The sequence below is a fragment of the Pontibacter akesuensis genome (genome assembly GCF_001611675.1).
Classification (GTDB): Bacteria; Bacteroidota; Bacteroidia; order Cytophagales; family Hymenobacteraceae; genus Pontibacter; species Pontibacter akesuensis.
In genome coordinates this window covers 287,968-302,230 of the sequence record NZ_CP014766.1, presented here as the reverse complement: position 1 = coordinate 302,230, position 14,263 = coordinate 287,968, and the positions used below count along the sequence as shown (strand labels likewise).

The window sequence follows — 14,263 nt, the reverse complement described above, 5'->3', positions numbered from 1 at the left end:
TACCTTCATTAGGCTGCTTAGTTGTTAATATATCGTCGCGCCACTGTCATTTCGAACAATCGTCTCACGAGTGTTCGAAATGACAAATCCTGCAGGGCAAATCCCACAGAGCAAACTTTTTGTACTTGCAGCTCCCTTCATCAAAATCCCTGCGGACGCTTTTTAGTGCCACGCACAGGTGCTGCTGATAGCGGATCTTCCGGCCAGTGGTGCTTTGGATAACGCCCTCGCAGGTCTTTGCGGACATCAAAATAGCCGTTGTTCCAGAAACTGCGCAAGTCGCGCGTTACCTGTACAGGCCGAGAGGCAGGGGAGAGCAGGTGAAGCAGCAACGGTACTTTGCCGCCGCCAACCCGGGGCGTATCCAGCAGGCCAAAAACCTCCTGCAGCCGCACGGCCAGCACTGGTGTGGTGGCATCGGAATAATCCAGGGCGATGCGGGAACCGCTTGGTACCTGCAGGTGGGAGGGAGCCAAGCGTTCCATTTCCTGCCGCTGTTCCCAGCTTAAGTCGGCCAATAACATTTCGTTGAAATCCAACCTGGTTACTTGCTCCATCGAGCGCAAGCCTACCAAGTGTGGCAGCAGCCATTCTTCTAGACTTGCCGCTAATGCTGCATCCGATACATCATACCATTTCTCCGGCTCCAGTTGGTGTAGAAAAGCCAGGCGCTGCCGCGTACGTATCGCTTCTTCGCTCCAGGGCATCCGTGCCATTCCCTTTTCCTGCAACACCTGCAGCAGCACAAGCGCAACCTGCTCCGGGTCTGGTTTCGGTTGTGCAGTTTCGTCTAAGGTAAGTGCGTCTATTTTGGTGATTTGCCTGGCTATTACCCGCTCTGTAGTATTGTCCCACTTCAGTTCCTGTACTTGCTCGAGTTGTTCGGCGAAGTGTGCCACAACCTCTTCTTTACTGATTGGGGCGGCTAAAAGAATGCGCGCCTGCTGCCTGACATCCAAATGCGCAACGGCGTAAAAAGCAGCCTCGTTGAAAAGCTCTGTTTGAAGCAAAGCCCTTTGCCCCGTTACGAGGCGTACTTTTCCAGAGGCTTCTTTCTGAGCGAGGCGGTCGGGGTAAGCAAGGGCGGTTAAGAGGCCAAGGACTTCAAAATCAAGTGTATTGTCTGCTACCCTCAACCGTTGCCGCAGGTGCTGTGCCTGCTCCCGCACTTTCCGCAATACGTTTTCGTCTCTCGAAAAACCCGGTGTATGTGGCCGTTTCCCCGCCAGCAGTTCCAGGCGAAGATGCAGGTCTGGCAAGGTGCTGCTCCTGTTGCCTTCCATGGATTTCAATATGTCCCGTTCGGCCAGTAAGGCGGCTAGCGCGCAGGCCGTGGCGCCGTATCCCAATTCATGGCCTTTTACCACCATGTGGCCGAGCCGAGGGTGCATGCCCAGGGAAGCCAGTTGCTTGCCGTGCTTTGTCGGGTTTCCTTGTGCATCAATTGCCTGCAGGCGCTGCAAAAGCTCTGTAGCAAGTGCCAGGGCGGCAGCGGGTGGTGTATCCAGCCACTTTAGTTGGGTAGCATCCTTCACGCCCCACACCGCCAGTTCCAGCAACAGGCTCGTGAGGTCGGCTTCGCGAATTTCCGGTTCCTGCCTTTCGGAAAGTTGCAGTTGGTCAGCGGTAGACCACAGGCGGTAGCAAACGCCCGGCCCTAGGCGCCCGGCACGGCCCCGGCGCTGATCTGCGGCAGCAAGCGAGACAGCGGAGGTAGCCAGCGTGGTTAACCCGGTGCGCGGCACAAACTGCGGAACACGGGCATAGCCCCCATCCACCACTATTTTAACGCCCTCTATAGTTAAGCTTGTTTCGGCGATGCTGGTGGCCAGTACTATTTTCCGCCGGCCTTTGGGAGCAGGATGTATGGCCGCTAATTGCTTGGAGAGGGCGAGTTCTCCGTGAAGCACGTGTAAGTCGGTGGCAGGAGGAAGCTTCTCTTCCAGGTGCTGGGCTACACGGCGTATTTCGCCCATGCCGGGCAGGAAAACAAGTATGTCTCCAGCTGGTTCGTCGGCTAAAGCCTTTCGAACTGTTTTAGGCACCAGGTTGGCCAGCCGCTCTGCCGGGTAATTCCCTGCGCCCGCCACATCTGCCGGCGACAGGTAATGCGTCTCTACAGGGTACATGCGGCCCTCGCTGCGCACGACCGGTGCCTCCAGCCAGGTGCCGATACCCGCAGCATCCAGGGTGGCGCTCATCAAAAGCAACCGCAGATCGGGGCGAAGCACGCTTTGTGCATCCAGGGCGAGCGCCAGCCCCAGGTCTGCCTGCAGGCTCCGTTCATGAAACTCATCGAATATGATAGCCGCTATCCCTTCCAGGGCAGGATCGTCCTGAATGATGCGGGTGAGAATGCCCTCTGTAACGACTTCTACTTTCGTTTTGCTGCTGGTTACATGCTCCATCCGGATCCAGTAACCGACTGTTTGACCCACGGCCTCACCGAGCAGGTCAGCCATACGCTGTGCGGCTGCCCGGGCAGCCAGCCTGCGTGGTTCCAGCACCAGAATCTTACCTTCGTTTCGCCAGGCTGCGCCTAGCAGGGCCAGCGGCACGAGTGTGGTTTTACCGGCACCAGGCGGTGCTTCCAGTACGGCACGGTTTTGTGTGTGCAGGCAATCTAACAGCCGGGGCAGCGCCTCCTTAACGGGAAGGCTGGGTAAATTAGCGAACATATCTGAGGCAAGCTTCACCTTCCAAAGGTCGTAATTCTTTTTAGAAATTGCTTGCCTGTGGCGGTATAGCCGTATCCTTTGCCCGCCTGTTAGGCGCGAATCGGAAGCTTGACCTGGCCCAGCACCTCAATTAACTTTGCTGCTTTATCTTTGTCGTAAATATCCTGGATCGCCTTGTCGTTTATGACAAAGGCGGGTGCAGCAGGGTCTCCGTCGATGGAGTAAAGCTCTGCGGCATGATCCAGGCTATGGTCCTGGTTTTCTGTGGCGGTTATACTTTGCACCAGGGTCCGGGCCTTATGATCGAAGGCGGTCCAGATGAGCAACTCTTCGTTGTTCTGTTGCCTGAACTTTTCCGGAAACCGCTCCTGCGCCTCCTCCCGAATTTTCTGGGGGTCCAATTCATTAACGGTGCAGATCTGCTTGAATATGGCGCCTTCGGCCCTTCCTTTATCTTCCATGTCTGTTTTCAGTTTGATTATACATCTTATGCTTTCGCTCCTCAAAGTTCGGTTTACGAATTTAAAGGGTTAAATAGATGCAGGTTGCGCGCATTTGATAGCCTACAGCTAAAAAAGAATAGGGTAGCACAAACGTGTTACCGTTGCGCTACCCTAAAGTATTGGTTTTTATAAAACCGGCTTAAGGCCGATGTTACTACTGAATTTCGTTTTCAGTCTCGATAGTTTCAGTCTCTGTTGTTGTGTCAGTTTCAACAACAGTTCTTTCAACTTCAAGTTCAGATACTGCTGTATCCTGATCAATTACAGTGCCTTCTGTTTCAGTTGTAGTGGCACCTTCTTCGCCGCCACAAGAGTAAAGGCTCATAGATCCTAAAAGAACTGCACCTGCAAATAATAGCTTTTTCATGTGTTTTTGTTTAAGTCTAACATTAAAAAATAAATATACGGGTTTATCCCCAACTATATATATTTATTCAATATTTATTAAACCTTACGCAGCACAGCACTAGAAAGATGTCTTAATCTTTTAAAAAGCTGTTGTTCTAGAATTTCATGAAGTTGCTGTATGACTATTTTAGGACAAATCAGGTAAAAAGCAAAAATTAATTTTATACTCCCGCTGCTCCTGAAGTTGTTGACACTTATAGAAAATCTAGCTAATCACCTGCATTTACACTACCATACCTGGAGGCTTCCATGCACTCCATTTGCTCAGTAGTACGGGCTACTTGTTAAAAAGCTGACCACCTTTAATGTACTGGGTTAGTAAGTGTGATTGACTAAGACGAATTACAATAGCAGGTGATGCTACCTCGCCTGCGCACCATGAGACATACTTCTCAACACACGGCAGCACTATAAATTACCCTAATAAGATATGTTCGTGACCGCACGTTTTAAGGTACGCGTGCGTTTGGATAGTATGGAATATTTTGTGAGAAAAGGCTCTATTGTCCGGGAGGTATGGGGTAAGGGAGACACCATCCTGTTAGTGTTTACCGGAGCTTCCGCTGAGTTTGCGTTGAACAAGTCCGTTGATTGGCTATACTTCACTGGCAGGCTTCCGGCAGACCCGCTGGGCCGGCTTTTCTCAACGGTGGGCTACGCGCGAAAAATCATTTTCTCCGAAAAAGAAAAGGCGCATCAGGCCATTGATAGTATGGCCGCCATACATGCGGGGGTGGAGTCGGCACGCGGCATGGCAATTCCAGACAGTGCGTACCGCGATGTGCTTTTCATGCTCATCGACTACTCCATTCGCTCGTACGAGTTACTGGAAAGAAAGCTTTCGGAGGCGGAAAAGATGGAGGTGTTTGAGGTGTTCCACCGTGTGGGAAGCCGCATGGGAATTAATGGACTACCGGCCACATGGCAGGAGTGGCTGCTCATGCGGGAACAGCACCTGGAGCAAAACCTTCAGAAAAGCGCTCTCACGCTGGATTTGTACCAGCAGTATAAAAAGCACCTGGGACTACTGCGCTATAAGATGCTGCTGGAAGGGCAGAAACTGGTTGTGCCGGAGAAGGTGCTGGAACTACTGGATTTGGGCAGCCTCTCGCTGATGAAACCAGTTGTACCTGCCTACAAAATCAGCCGCAAAATAAACATGGACTGGCTCTTGAAGGACATCATACTACCGCCTGCTTACAAAGCGCAAATAAAGGCGTTAGACCAGGAGGCTTAGGCGTAATTTCCAAAGTATCGATCAGGGGTTGTTTCACTAAAAGCAAGTATAGAATCAATCTATAGCGCATACTGTGCCCAACTTATGCATTGCTAAGCTCTGTTGCGGGAAGTGGGGCAGCAGTCGTGGAGGGACTTCCAAAACGCAGCGTAAACACTGTCCCCAGGCCCTCCTCCGACTGCACCTGTATGGTGGCGCGGTGCAGCATCAGGATTTGCTTGCAGAGACTAAGGCCAATACCGCTTCCCTGCTTTTTAGTGCTGAAAAAGGGAATGAATATTTTCTCCTGTACTTCACGTGACATGCCCATGCCATTGTCAGCAATCGTTACGACCACCTTACCATCCGGAGCGGTGAACGCCTCTAGTGTTATCTGCGGGGCCGGGCGGTCTTTTACTGCTTCTATGGCATTTACGAGCAGGTTGATAAAGACCTGGTCCAGCAGGTTAGGGTCCGCCTGCAGCGTGATGTCCTGCTCCATTAGTGCCACGTCCAGTTTTATTTGCTTCTGCTGTAGCGTGGGCAGCATGAGCCGCTTTAAGTTGGCAAATAGTTCTCTTATAGAAATCTCCTCTTCATTCAGCTTGGTGATCTTGCTTAGGTTGCGGTAGGTAGATGCAAACTTCAGCAGCCCCTCGCTTCTGCGTTTTATCGTGCTGATGCCTATTTCCAGATCCTCCAGGTCCTCAGGGGTAGCGCCCGTTGTCGCGGTTTCGTGTAGGCGGGCTTTTAAGGTGTTGGCCAGTGAGGAGATGGGAGCAATGGAATTCATCAACTCGTGCGTCATCACGTTCAGCAACTTTTGCCAGGCTTGTGCTTCTGTCTCGTCCAAGGCCTCGTTCACGTTCTGAAACGCAATTAGTTTATAGCTGTGTCCCTCACTTTTGAATTCCGCTGCTGACAATAGAATCTTGAAGGTGCTCTTGTCCAGGCTGGACGTATGCGCGGTTGCCAGTGTAGTGTTGCCGGGCTGCAGGCGCTGCACAGCGGCATAAAGCCCAGGGTCCCGTTTTTCAAGTGCCTGCACTGTTTTCATAAACGGAACCTGCAGCAGTTTCCGCAGTGCCTCGTTCATTAACAGGATCTCGCCACTGTCGAGGTTGTAGGAGAGGATACCGGTGTTGACAAGCTCCAGGATGCGCTGCAGGTGCAGGTGCTGTGTTTCCTTTTCCTGATTAATTAACTTAAAGGTGCTGTTTATCTCGTTAAACCCCTTTCGCAGGGTTTCCAGCTGCGTGGGTGCCTTCTTTTCGTTAAAATACCGGGTAAAGTCGCGATAATGCACCGACTCCACAAACTGATTCAGCTCATCCTGGGCCTGCCGCAGGAACTGCACCAGCTCCACCACCTGGTAGGCCAGGAGCGGGAGCAGAAACACCAGCGCCTCCGACAAACCGTTTACGACCAGCAGGGCCGGTGCGCTTAACGTAACCAGCAGCAGCCCCACCCGCAGGAGCAGTCGTCCTTCAAAGTTCTTAAAGCCCATACTTGCTCAGGCGTCTGTAAAGTGCCGTTCGGGTGATGCCCAATTCTATACTTGCCCGGGAGAGGTTGCCGCCGTGCTTTTCCAGCACATGGAGGATAGTGGCTTTCTCCAACTCCTCCAGATTTGTTTCCTGCTGCAGTGCTTCGGCTGCCGGCGCAGCTTCAATAGGGGAGAACAACATATCCCTGGCTTCCAGCACATCCGTATCCGCCATAATCACGGCGCGCTCTATGGCATACTGCAGCTCCCGCACGTTGCCGGGGAAGTGGTAGCTCTTCAGTTTTTCCATCGCTGATTTCGCCAGTTCCGGAGCGGGTTTCATATACTTGTCCGCGTAAATCTTGCTGAAATGCTGGGCCAGCAGCACAATGTCGTTACCGCGCTTGCGTAGGGGCGGAACGGTAATCTCAACGGTATTAATGCGGTACACCAGGTCTTTCCGGAAGCGGCTCTCGTTGGCTAGCTCTGCCAGCGTCACGTTAGTGGCGCAGAGTAGGCGCACGTCTATGTCGGTGGCCTCGTTGGCGCCCACGCGTATCACCTGCCGGTTCTGCAGCACGCTCAGCAGTTTCGATTGCTGGTGCAGCGAGATGTTGCCTATTTCATCCAGGAAAATAGTGCCTTTGTTTGCCGCTTCAAACCTGCCGGCCCGGTCTTCCCGCGCATCGGTAAACGCGCCTTTTTTGTGGCCGAACAGTTCCGTTTCAAACAGCGATTCCGTCAGCGCGCCTACGTCCACTTTCACGAAGGGCTTGGCAGCGCGCAGCGAATGCTGGTGTATGGCCTTGGCAATAAGCTCCTTGCCGGTGCCGTTTTCCCCAAGTATAAGTATGTTTGCGTCTGTGGGGGCAATCTTGCTGATCTTGTAGAAAATATCCTGCATCACGTCCGACTCACCCAGGAGCTCAGCGCCCATACCAGTCGGTTTCTCTGCCGGTGCGGGGGTGTTAGCGCCCTTGCTTTTACCATCCAGTGCATTTGTAAGTATGGACAGCAGTTTTTCGTTGTGCCAGGGCTTTACTACAAAGTCGTACGCGCCCTCTTTCAGCGAGCGGATGGCCAGGTCGATGTCGCCATAGGCGGTGATCATAATAACGGCGGCCTCAGATTTGTGCGACTTTATTTTCTTGAGCCAGAAAAGCCCTTCGTTGCCCGTGTTAATGGAGCTGGCGAAGTTCATGTCCAGCAGAATCACATCAAACGACTGCTGCTTCAGGAGCGAGGGTATGTTCTCCGGGTTCTTCTCGGTTACGATTTCCTTTACCTGCGGCCGCAGCAAAAGCCGCACTGCCGTTAGCACGTCTGTATCGTCATCAACAACAAGTATGGAAGCCTTCTTTAACTGCATAAACCACTGATTCTATGGAAAGGAAATAAACGACAATTGTGCCATATTTGCAACTGCCTGAAACTGAAGCTGTAGTCCCTTACAGGGCGGAGAGGGGTGTGCAAAATCGCACACTTGCTGCGCGGTTTTGCACGATGCAGGTGAAGTGTAAAATTACAAGCTGCTGATAATCAGCAAAATAATAAAATTGGCATTTGTTCTGATTAAGGAGCAGGGACAGGGCAGAGGCCCCGAACTCTAACATCAAAAGTGCAAACAATATGTTCAGCAACTACATCAAATCCACCTTACGGAACCTGGCCTGGCACAAAGGCTTTACGCTCATCAACATTGCCGGCCTGGCCCTCGGTCTCACGGCCTGCCTGCTGATCGGCCTCTTTGTGTACGATGAGCTGCAGTACGATAAATTCCTGCCGGAGGGCGAGCAGGTGTACCGGGTCTATAACCAGCAGACCGGAGAGGAAGGAGGCGACTTTATCGCTAGCGTGCCGCCCATGTTCGCTACTACGCTGGAAGACAACTTTCCGGAGGTAGAGGCCACGGCACGTATCCTGATGCTTACATTTAGCAACAACTCACTCGTAGAGGTAGGGGAGAAGCAACTGTATGAAAAGGGAATGTTTCTTGTGGACCCTTCCTTTTTTGAGATTTTTCAGCTGAACTTCAAGTATGGCTCTCCTGAAAAGGCGCTGGATGATCCTTCCTCCATAGTTATCTCGGATGAGTTTGCAGAGCGTGTATTCGGAGACATTGATCCGGTTGGTAAAGAGGTAAACATCAACAAGTCGACTCTTTTAGTGAAAGGCGTTTTTGAAAGTAACGCTAAACTTCACCTGCCGGTAAACTTCATTCTGCCCATGGATGCAGCCCAAATTCCGGCCGAACGCATGAAGAACTGGGGATGGCAGCAGTTTTATACGTATGTTAAGCTGAAGAAAGGTGCTGACCCTGATTTTGTGCTTTCGAAGTTCCGCAACATTGTAAAGCAGCAGCGCGACCCGGAACAAAACAAACCGCACAACTACCTGCCCTTCTTTCAGCCGCTGGAGGAGGTTTACCTTTACTCTTCTGCTTTCAAGTACGATCAGAATTTAAAAGGCAACATCACCTATGTGAAGGCGCTGGGGATTATTGCCGTGTTTATCCTGCTGATCGCCTGCTTTAATTTTGTGAACCTAGCCACGGCCAAATCGATGCAGCGTGCCAAAGAAGTGGGCGTGCGCAAGGCCATTGGCGCCAGCCGGGGGCAACTCATGGTGCAGTTCCTGCTCGAGACCATTCTGCTCACACTTATTAGTGTGGTGTTTGCCGCGGCGCTTACCTCGCTGCTGTTGCCTTCGCTAAACGAGTTTGCCGGCAAGAGCATGTCCTTTAATGTTTTCACCGATCCGGCTTACCTGTTGCTGCTGGTCGGGCTGACGTTGGTAGTAGGCCTGTTGGCTGGCATATATCCGGCCATGGTGCTATCGGGTTTCCAGCCGGTGCGGGTCCTGAAAAGCGCTGTGGTGGTGGATAGCAAAGTCGGGAAGATCCAATGGTTGCGGCACGGGCTGATTGTGGTGCAGTTTGCCCTGTCCATTTTCCTGATCATAAGTGCCATGGTAGTGTACAAGCAGGTGTCTTACCTGCACACCAAGGATCTTGGTTTTGATAAGGACCAGATCATGTTTTTCAGCATGCGCGGCGATAACATGTTCGGTAACTACGAAACGTTTAAAAGCGAACTGCGCAAAGGGCCTGGTATCCAGAATGTGGCCATCGGCTACGGCTTTCCGGGCGATGCCACGGCAGGCGACAGGGTGATAGTGCCTAAAAATGGAGAGCGGGTGCACCAGTCAGCCACGCTGCTAATGATTGACTTTGACTACATCAACACACTGAATGTACAGACCGTAGCGGGCAGGCCTTTCTCGCGGGAGTATAAGACGGATGCCGATCATGCCTTCATGATCAACGAAACGGCTGTAAAGGACCTGGGCTTCGGCACAGCTGAAAAAGCACTCGGGCAAACCCTGCTCTGGCCCACCTGGGATAACCAGGACTCTGTGAAGGAAGGGAAAATAATCGGGGTGGTGAAGGACTTCCACGTCTCCAGCCTGTATGATAAAGTAGAGCCAACGGTGCTGCAGATTTACCCGGGAGCCAACATCAAGGTAGCCGTGAAGATGGATGCTGAAAACATAGCCGGTGCCATTGCCCACGTAAAGGAGGTTTGGGGGAAATTTTCTCCTGACTACCCGATTGAGTACATTTTCATGGATGACAACTTTGCGAAGATGTACACGGCCGAGGATAAGCTCAAGTCCCTGCTCACCATCTTTACCGGTATAGCCATCTTTGTTGCCTGCCTGGGGCTGTTCGGCTTGGCGGCCTACGCGGCGGAACGCCGGAAGAAGGAAATTGGCATCCGGAAAGTGCTGGGAGCCGAAACTTCCTCCATTGTTACCCTGCTCTCCAAAGACTTCCTGAAACTGGTGCTGGTGGCGGCTATTATTGCCTTTCCGCTGGCCTGGTATGCAATGGGCAAGTGGCTGGAGGATTTTGCCTACAGGATTGATATTCCGATCTGGGTGTTTATTCTGGCAGGGGCTGTGGCCGGTTTGCTGGCTTTCCTCACCATTAGTTTCCAGGCGGTGCGGGCGGCAACGGCAAACCCCGTAAACAACCTGAGGATGGACTGATCTGGCCGCCACGGTACAGGTTTATACTTCAACAAGTATAAACTTACGCAGCAAGGCTGGCGGTACGGTCTTCCTGAAGGGTTAAAACATAAAAGCCGGTCATCTTCACGATGACCGGCTTTTTTACTATCTCATACCAAAGGAGCGCATTAATTTGCTTTAGCTGATTATAAAGCCCTTTGGGAGAGCTAACCGCTACAATGCGTAGACAGTAGCAACTTTTTATGGATGCACATGGTCAGCGTTTTAGGTGCTAACCCAACTTTATGTGCGTGTTCTACAAAGCCAGCCGCAACAGGCCTGGCTCAAAGATATGTTGGCAGGTGCTCACGCTACAGGGCCATGGCACCGGCAGGCAAGACACCCGGTCAAATTCAGTTTTAGATCGGTGGGGTACACCTTTCAGTTAAGTAGCTTATACAGCGGCTTTCACTCTAACTGCATTCAGGCCTTTTTGCCCCATTTCCACTTCAAACGTTACTTTGGCATTCTCACCCACCTTGTCAATCATCTCGTTCTGGTGCACGAAGATACTCTCCTGTGTGTCGTGGTCTCTGATGAAACCGTAGCCTTTCGACTCGTTGAAGAACGTGATCGTTCCTTTTCTGATGCTGTCAGCCGGGTCCAGGTCTGCCTGCTTCGACACGCTGATCTGAATGTCTTCCTGCTTGATCACAGCTTTCTTTCTGGTAGGATCCGGTGGCGTATCCGTGATGTTTCCATTCTCATCCACGTAGGCCATCATCTCCTCAATGCCTTTTCCCTTGTCGGAATTGGCTTGGCGCTCTTCTTTCTTTTGCTCCTTGTCCTGCCTCTTCTTGAGCCTTTTCTTTTCTTTTTCTTTTTTACTGAATGTTTCTTGAGATCTACCCATGTGTTTTAGTTAAGTTATAGTGCAGTATTACGTACAATTCTGATTCCTGAGCAGGCTAGTACCTGAACAGGAAGTTCGTGCTGTTGCGAATCCACTTTTCAAAGAAAGCATTGTCATTATACTCGCCGGAAAGTAGTTCGAAATCCTCTTCCTTTTTATTTGTACGAGAATCCATGAATCCGGATAATGAATCTTGGTTGGTCGGTTCCCATACTTGTCCTTTTAGCAGTGCTACGCAGAGGTACTCGCGTGTGGTAGTGTCAACTAGATATCTTCTGTTCATCGTATCGATATTATAATTAAAAATAAAAACAGGAATTTTTCGATTGCCTTCGCAGGTCAATAAAAAAGCCTTACTTCACGTAAGGCTCTCTTATTAGTAACTTATATAGGCAAACTAAGCACGCTTAACGTTAACCGCGTTTAGTCCTTTTCTTCCTTCTTGTAAGTCAAAAGTTACTTCGTCATTTTCTCTGACATCATCAACTAATCCAGATACGTGCACGAAGTACTCCTGATCTGAATCTGCTTCTTTAATAAAACCAAAACCTTTTGAGTCATTAAAGAATTTTACTGTTCCGTTATTCATATTGTGTTTTTTATTATACACCTACTACATTTAATTTGGTGTATATGTTCATTTTTCAACAAGATAAGCTAAATTATTTGAAAAATAACTATCCGGAATATATTACTTTTAGGGATTTATAAACAAAACTGTGCATGCGTTAGAAAAATATTAATACAAAAGCTGCCTTTTAACCGCTATAGGGGACTTTTTTGATTTCCTGGAGCCTGAAAAAAGTAAAAACCAGGCCAACTGAATTTTACCTGCCTCGGGCGCGAACGGATAATCTCAAATCAAATTCTCACATGCTATACTTGAAGACCGTCACTTCGGAGCGGGCGAAGAACCGGAACGGAAGGGTAGAGGTGCCAAAGCCCTTCGATACGTAAAGGTAAGGCGGCTGCTGGTTGTACCATCCGTTGACATAGCCGCCCGATTTGAGCGGGAGCTTCGGGACATAGCCCGGAAGCCGTACCTGGCCCCCGTGGTTGTGGCCGGCAAAGATGTACCGGATCTGCAACTGCTCGTCTCTGCTCCGGCCCCGGTTGATCATGCGGATCTTCTTCATGGCCGTTTCCTGCTGCAGCGGGCTGTGCACCAGCAGCAGGTGGTGTTTCTCATGGCCGACATCGGCAACGGCTGCGGCCACATCGCTTTCGCCCTCGATAAAGTCATCCAAACCCGTCACCAGCAGCCTTTCTCCCCGCAGCAGGTATAGCTTCGACTCGTTCACCAGGAAATCGCAGTTGTGCTTCTTGTAGATATTCTTCAGGCTGCTAAGGTCCGGGGCTGCCTTGTAATCGTTGTTCCCCGGTATGGCGGCTTTGGGAATGCGCTGGTGCAGCAGGCTCAGGAACGCATCCATCGGGTGCAGCGTGCCGGAGGAGTCAAGGGTGTCGCCGGTAATCAGGATCAGGTCGGGCTCCAGTTCATTTATTTTGGCGGCAAGCTTGCGGTGGTGGGGCAGCAGGTGCTGCTTAAAGTGCAGGTCGGTGAGCAGCACGAGCTTCAGTTGCTTGCCGCCGCCGTTTTCACCGATGTTAAACGTCTTCACGTCAAAGAAATACTTTTCAAGCAGCAAGGCATCCACCAGCACGGCGGCGGCACCCACAGCCAATGATCCCAACAGCAGCTTTCCATACTTTTTGTTCATACTTATACTTCTAACTTTTTTCATGCCCCATTCTGTATGTTCCAGCCATGGGAGGAGCAGGGTTATCTTGTTTAGAATTGGCTATACCTGCTTCAAGCAGGAGCGGGTTGATTCTTTTCTACGCTAACCGAAGTATAGCTACGGCATTAGACAACATTCCGCCAACCATACTTAAAGCTTGTCTCATACACAATTGTTATACAATAGATCAAAAAAAAGAGCCGCTCCACACGTGTGGAGCGGCTCAAAAATCAAATGTAATGGGGGGAGCAACTGTCTTAGCTATTTAAAATTACTCCAGTTGCTTTATTATGTAAAGTACAGCGTTGTTTGACTTAACTAGGTCAGCCGCTTTATACTTCTTATTGCTTAAGCTATTGCATGCGGAAACCGATCATGATCTCGTGTGAGCCGGAGCTGTGGTGGCGGATAGGGGATGTGGTGATGTCGTACGAATAGCTCACCTCATACTGCTCCATAAAGTTAGCGCCGACAAGGGCCACCACCGCATCCTGTGTTCTGTACGACGCGCCTACCCATACTTTGTCATCAAAGTTGGTCTTGTTGCGCTTCTTGCTGAAGTTGTACTCGCCCCTCACGTTAAAGTCGGCCTGCAACGGAGCAGGGCTCACGTACTTCAGCAGCACTGATGGAATAACCGTGATGTTCCTGTTCACCTCAAAGTTGTACCCACCCGACACGAACAGGTGGCGCACCAGGCGACTTGGCACCTCGGAGTTCTCAAACTCAAAGATCTTGTTTCCCAGTACCTGGAACAGCGAAACGCCCGCAAAGAACCTGTCGGAGTGCAGGTAGGTGCCCACGCTTAGGTCCGGCATGAAGGCCGTTTCGTTGCCACCGCTGGTTACCGGGTCCCGCTCGTTTGATCCATCCGCCAGCTGAATCTTGTTGGCATTGAAGCTGTACTGCTGCATCCCGGCAAATACACCTGAAGAAAGGTACATGGTCCTGTTCAGCGGCACATGGTAGGCGTAGGAAAGCAACACACCCGTGCGGCTGGTGGGGCCGGTGATGTCTTTGTAAATGTAGCCACCGGCACCATGGTAGGGCTTGTTCCGGGGCGTGCGCCGCCCGTTCTGGAAGAGCGCAGCTTCCCCGCTGACGTAAAAGGTGGCCGGGGCATCATCAAAACCGACCCACTGGTTGCGGTAGCCGGCTTTGATGTTCAGGTTTTTGCCATAGCCCGCCACAGCCGGGTTGAGCAGGTAATAATTGGTCATGTACTGGCTGTACAGGGCCTTCTGCTGGGCAACCGCAGCCGAGGCCAGCAGCACGAACAATAGAAGAATACTAAATCTTTTCATAA

General features: G+C 51.1%; 12 protein-coding genes. 2 read left to right on the top strand and 10 right to left on the bottom strand.

What is annotated here, in order from left to right; genetic code table 11:
• Window positions 1–140: 140 nt before the first annotated feature.
• The 3 genes from hrpB to A0W33_RS01190 all read right to left on the bottom strand — a co-directional run bounded on the left by hrpB (window position 141) and on the right by A0W33_RS01190 (window position 3,548).
• Window positions 141–2,678 carry an ATP-dependent helicase HrpB gene (gene hrpB / locus A0W33_RS01200; protein ID WP_068839862.1) on the bottom strand — a complete coding sequence of 846 codons (2,538 nt, stop codon included), beginning with the start codon at window positions 2,676–2,678 and terminating at the stop codon, window positions 141–143.
• Window positions 2,679–2,767: 89 nt separating this feature from the next.
• Window positions 2,768–3,139 (bottom strand): hypothetical protein, encoded by a 372-nt coding sequence (locus tag A0W33_RS01195; RefSeq protein ID WP_068839861.1) that lies wholly within the window; start codon window positions 3,137–3,139, stop codon window positions 2,768–2,770.
• A gap of 196 nt (window positions 3,140–3,335) precedes the next feature.
• Complete coding sequence (locus A0W33_RS01190; RefSeq protein ID WP_229802000.1) at window positions 3,336–3,548, bottom strand: hypothetical protein; 213 nt, start codon at window positions 3,546–3,548, stop codon at window positions 3,336–3,338.
• 471 nt (window positions 3,549–4,019) lie between these two features.
• On the opposite strand from A0W33_RS01190, the gene A0W33_RS01185 reads away from it, so the two are divergent.
• On the top strand, window positions 4,020–4,826 hold the full coding sequence (locus A0W33_RS01185) for an oxygenase MpaB family protein (protein ID WP_308428443.1): 807 nt from the start codon (window positions 4,020–4,022) through the stop codon (window positions 4,824–4,826).
• A gap of 82 nt (window positions 4,827–4,908) precedes the next feature.
• Here A0W33_RS01185 and A0W33_RS01180 read toward each other — a convergent pair whose 3' ends face one another.
• Window positions 4,909–6,312 carry a sensor histidine kinase gene (locus A0W33_RS01180; RefSeq protein ID WP_068836468.1) on the bottom strand — a complete coding sequence of 468 codons (1,404 nt, stop codon included), beginning with the start codon at window positions 6,310–6,312 and terminating at the stop codon, window positions 4,909–4,911.
• Window positions 6,302–7,660 carry a sigma-54-dependent transcriptional regulator gene (locus tag A0W33_RS01175; protein ID WP_068836467.1) on the bottom strand — a complete coding sequence of 453 codons (1,359 nt, stop codon included), beginning with the start codon at window positions 7,658–7,660 and terminating at the stop codon, window positions 6,302–6,304. Before A0W33_RS01175 ends, A0W33_RS01180 begins: the two co-directional genes overlap by 11 nt.
• A 260-nt stretch (window positions 7,661–7,920) precedes the next feature.
• Between A0W33_RS01175 and A0W33_RS01170 the strand changes: the two genes are divergently transcribed.
• Window positions 7,921–10,341 (top strand): ABC transporter permease, encoded by a 2,421-nt coding sequence (locus A0W33_RS01170; protein WP_068836466.1) that lies wholly within the window; start codon window positions 7,921–7,923, stop codon window positions 10,339–10,341.
• A 415-nt stretch (window positions 10,342–10,756) separates the two neighbouring features.
• Here A0W33_RS01170 and A0W33_RS01165 read toward each other — a convergent pair whose 3' ends face one another.
• The 5 genes from A0W33_RS01165 to A0W33_RS01145 all read right to left on the bottom strand — a co-directional run bounded on the left by A0W33_RS01165 (window position 10,757) and on the right by A0W33_RS01145 (window position 14,261).
• On the bottom strand, window positions 10,757–11,215 hold the full coding sequence (locus tag A0W33_RS01165; protein ID WP_068836465.1) for a cold shock domain-containing protein: 459 nt from the start codon (window positions 11,213–11,215) through the stop codon (window positions 10,757–10,759).
• Window positions 11,216–11,270: 55 nt separating this feature from the next.
• On the bottom strand, window positions 11,271–11,498 hold the full coding sequence (locus tag A0W33_RS01160) for a hypothetical protein (protein WP_068836464.1): 228 nt from the start codon (window positions 11,496–11,498) through the stop codon (window positions 11,271–11,273).
• Between the two features lie 114 nt (window positions 11,499–11,612).
• Window positions 11,613–11,804, bottom strand: a complete 192-nt coding sequence (locus A0W33_RS01155; protein WP_068836463.1) for a cold-shock protein — start codon at window positions 11,802–11,804, stop codon at window positions 11,613–11,615.
• Between the two features lie 280 nt (window positions 11,805–12,084).
• Complete coding sequence (locus A0W33_RS01150; protein ID WP_229802002.1) at window positions 12,085–12,960, bottom strand: metallophosphoesterase; 876 nt, start codon at window positions 12,958–12,960, stop codon at window positions 12,085–12,087.
• Between the two features lie 350 nt (window positions 12,961–13,310).
• On the bottom strand, window positions 13,311–14,261 hold the full coding sequence (locus tag A0W33_RS01145; protein ID WP_068836461.1) for a PorP/SprF family type IX secretion system membrane protein: 951 nt from the start codon (window positions 14,259–14,261) through the stop codon (window positions 13,311–13,313).
• Window positions 14,262–14,263 lie beyond the last annotated feature (2 nt).

What these genes read in the sequence shown, in the direction of transcription:
- hrpB (WP_068839862.1), bottom strand. Translation starts at nt 2,678, where the DNA reads ATGTTCGCTAATTTACCCAGCCTTCCCGTTAAGGAGGCGCTGCCCCGG.
- A0W33_RS01195 (WP_068839861.1), bottom strand. Translation starts at nt 3,139, where the DNA reads ATGGAAGATAAAGGAAGGGCCGAAGGCGCCATATTCAAGCAGATCTGC.
- A0W33_RS01190 (WP_229802000.1), bottom strand. Translation starts at nt 3,548, where the DNA reads ATGAAAAAGCTATTATTTGCAGGTGCAGTTCTTTTAGGATCTATGAGC.
- A0W33_RS01185 (WP_308428443.1), top strand. Translation starts at nt 4,020, where the DNA reads ATGTTCGTGACCGCACGTTTTAAGGTACGCGTGCGTTTGGATAGTATG.
- A0W33_RS01180 (WP_068836468.1), bottom strand. Translation starts at nt 6,312, where the DNA reads ATGGGCTTTAAGAACTTTGAAGGACGACTGCTCCTGCGGGTGGGGCTG.
- A0W33_RS01175 (WP_068836467.1), bottom strand. Translation starts at nt 7,660, where the DNA reads ATGCAGTTAAAGAAGGCTTCCATACTTGTTGTTGATGACGATACAGAC.
- A0W33_RS01170 (WP_068836466.1), top strand. Translation starts at nt 7,921, where the DNA reads ATGTTCAGCAACTACATCAAATCCACCTTACGGAACCTGGCCTGGCAC.
- A0W33_RS01165 (WP_068836465.1), bottom strand. Translation starts at nt 11,215, where the DNA reads ATGGGTAGATCTCAAGAAACATTCAGTAAAAAAGAAAAAGAAAAGAAA.
- A0W33_RS01160 (WP_068836464.1), bottom strand. Translation starts at nt 11,498, where the DNA reads ATGAACAGAAGATATCTAGTTGACACTACCACACGCGAGTACCTCTGC.
- A0W33_RS01155 (WP_068836463.1), bottom strand. Translation starts at nt 11,804, where the DNA reads ATGAATAACGGAACAGTAAAATTCTTTAATGACTCAAAAGGTTTTGGT.
- A0W33_RS01150 (WP_229802002.1), bottom strand. Translation starts at nt 12,960, where the DNA reads ATGAAAAAAGTTAGAAGTATAAGTATGAACAAAAAGTATGGAAAGCTG.
- A0W33_RS01145 (WP_068836461.1), bottom strand. Translation starts at nt 14,261, where the DNA reads ATGAAAAGATTTAGTATTCTTCTATTGTTCGTGCTGCTGGCCTCGGCT.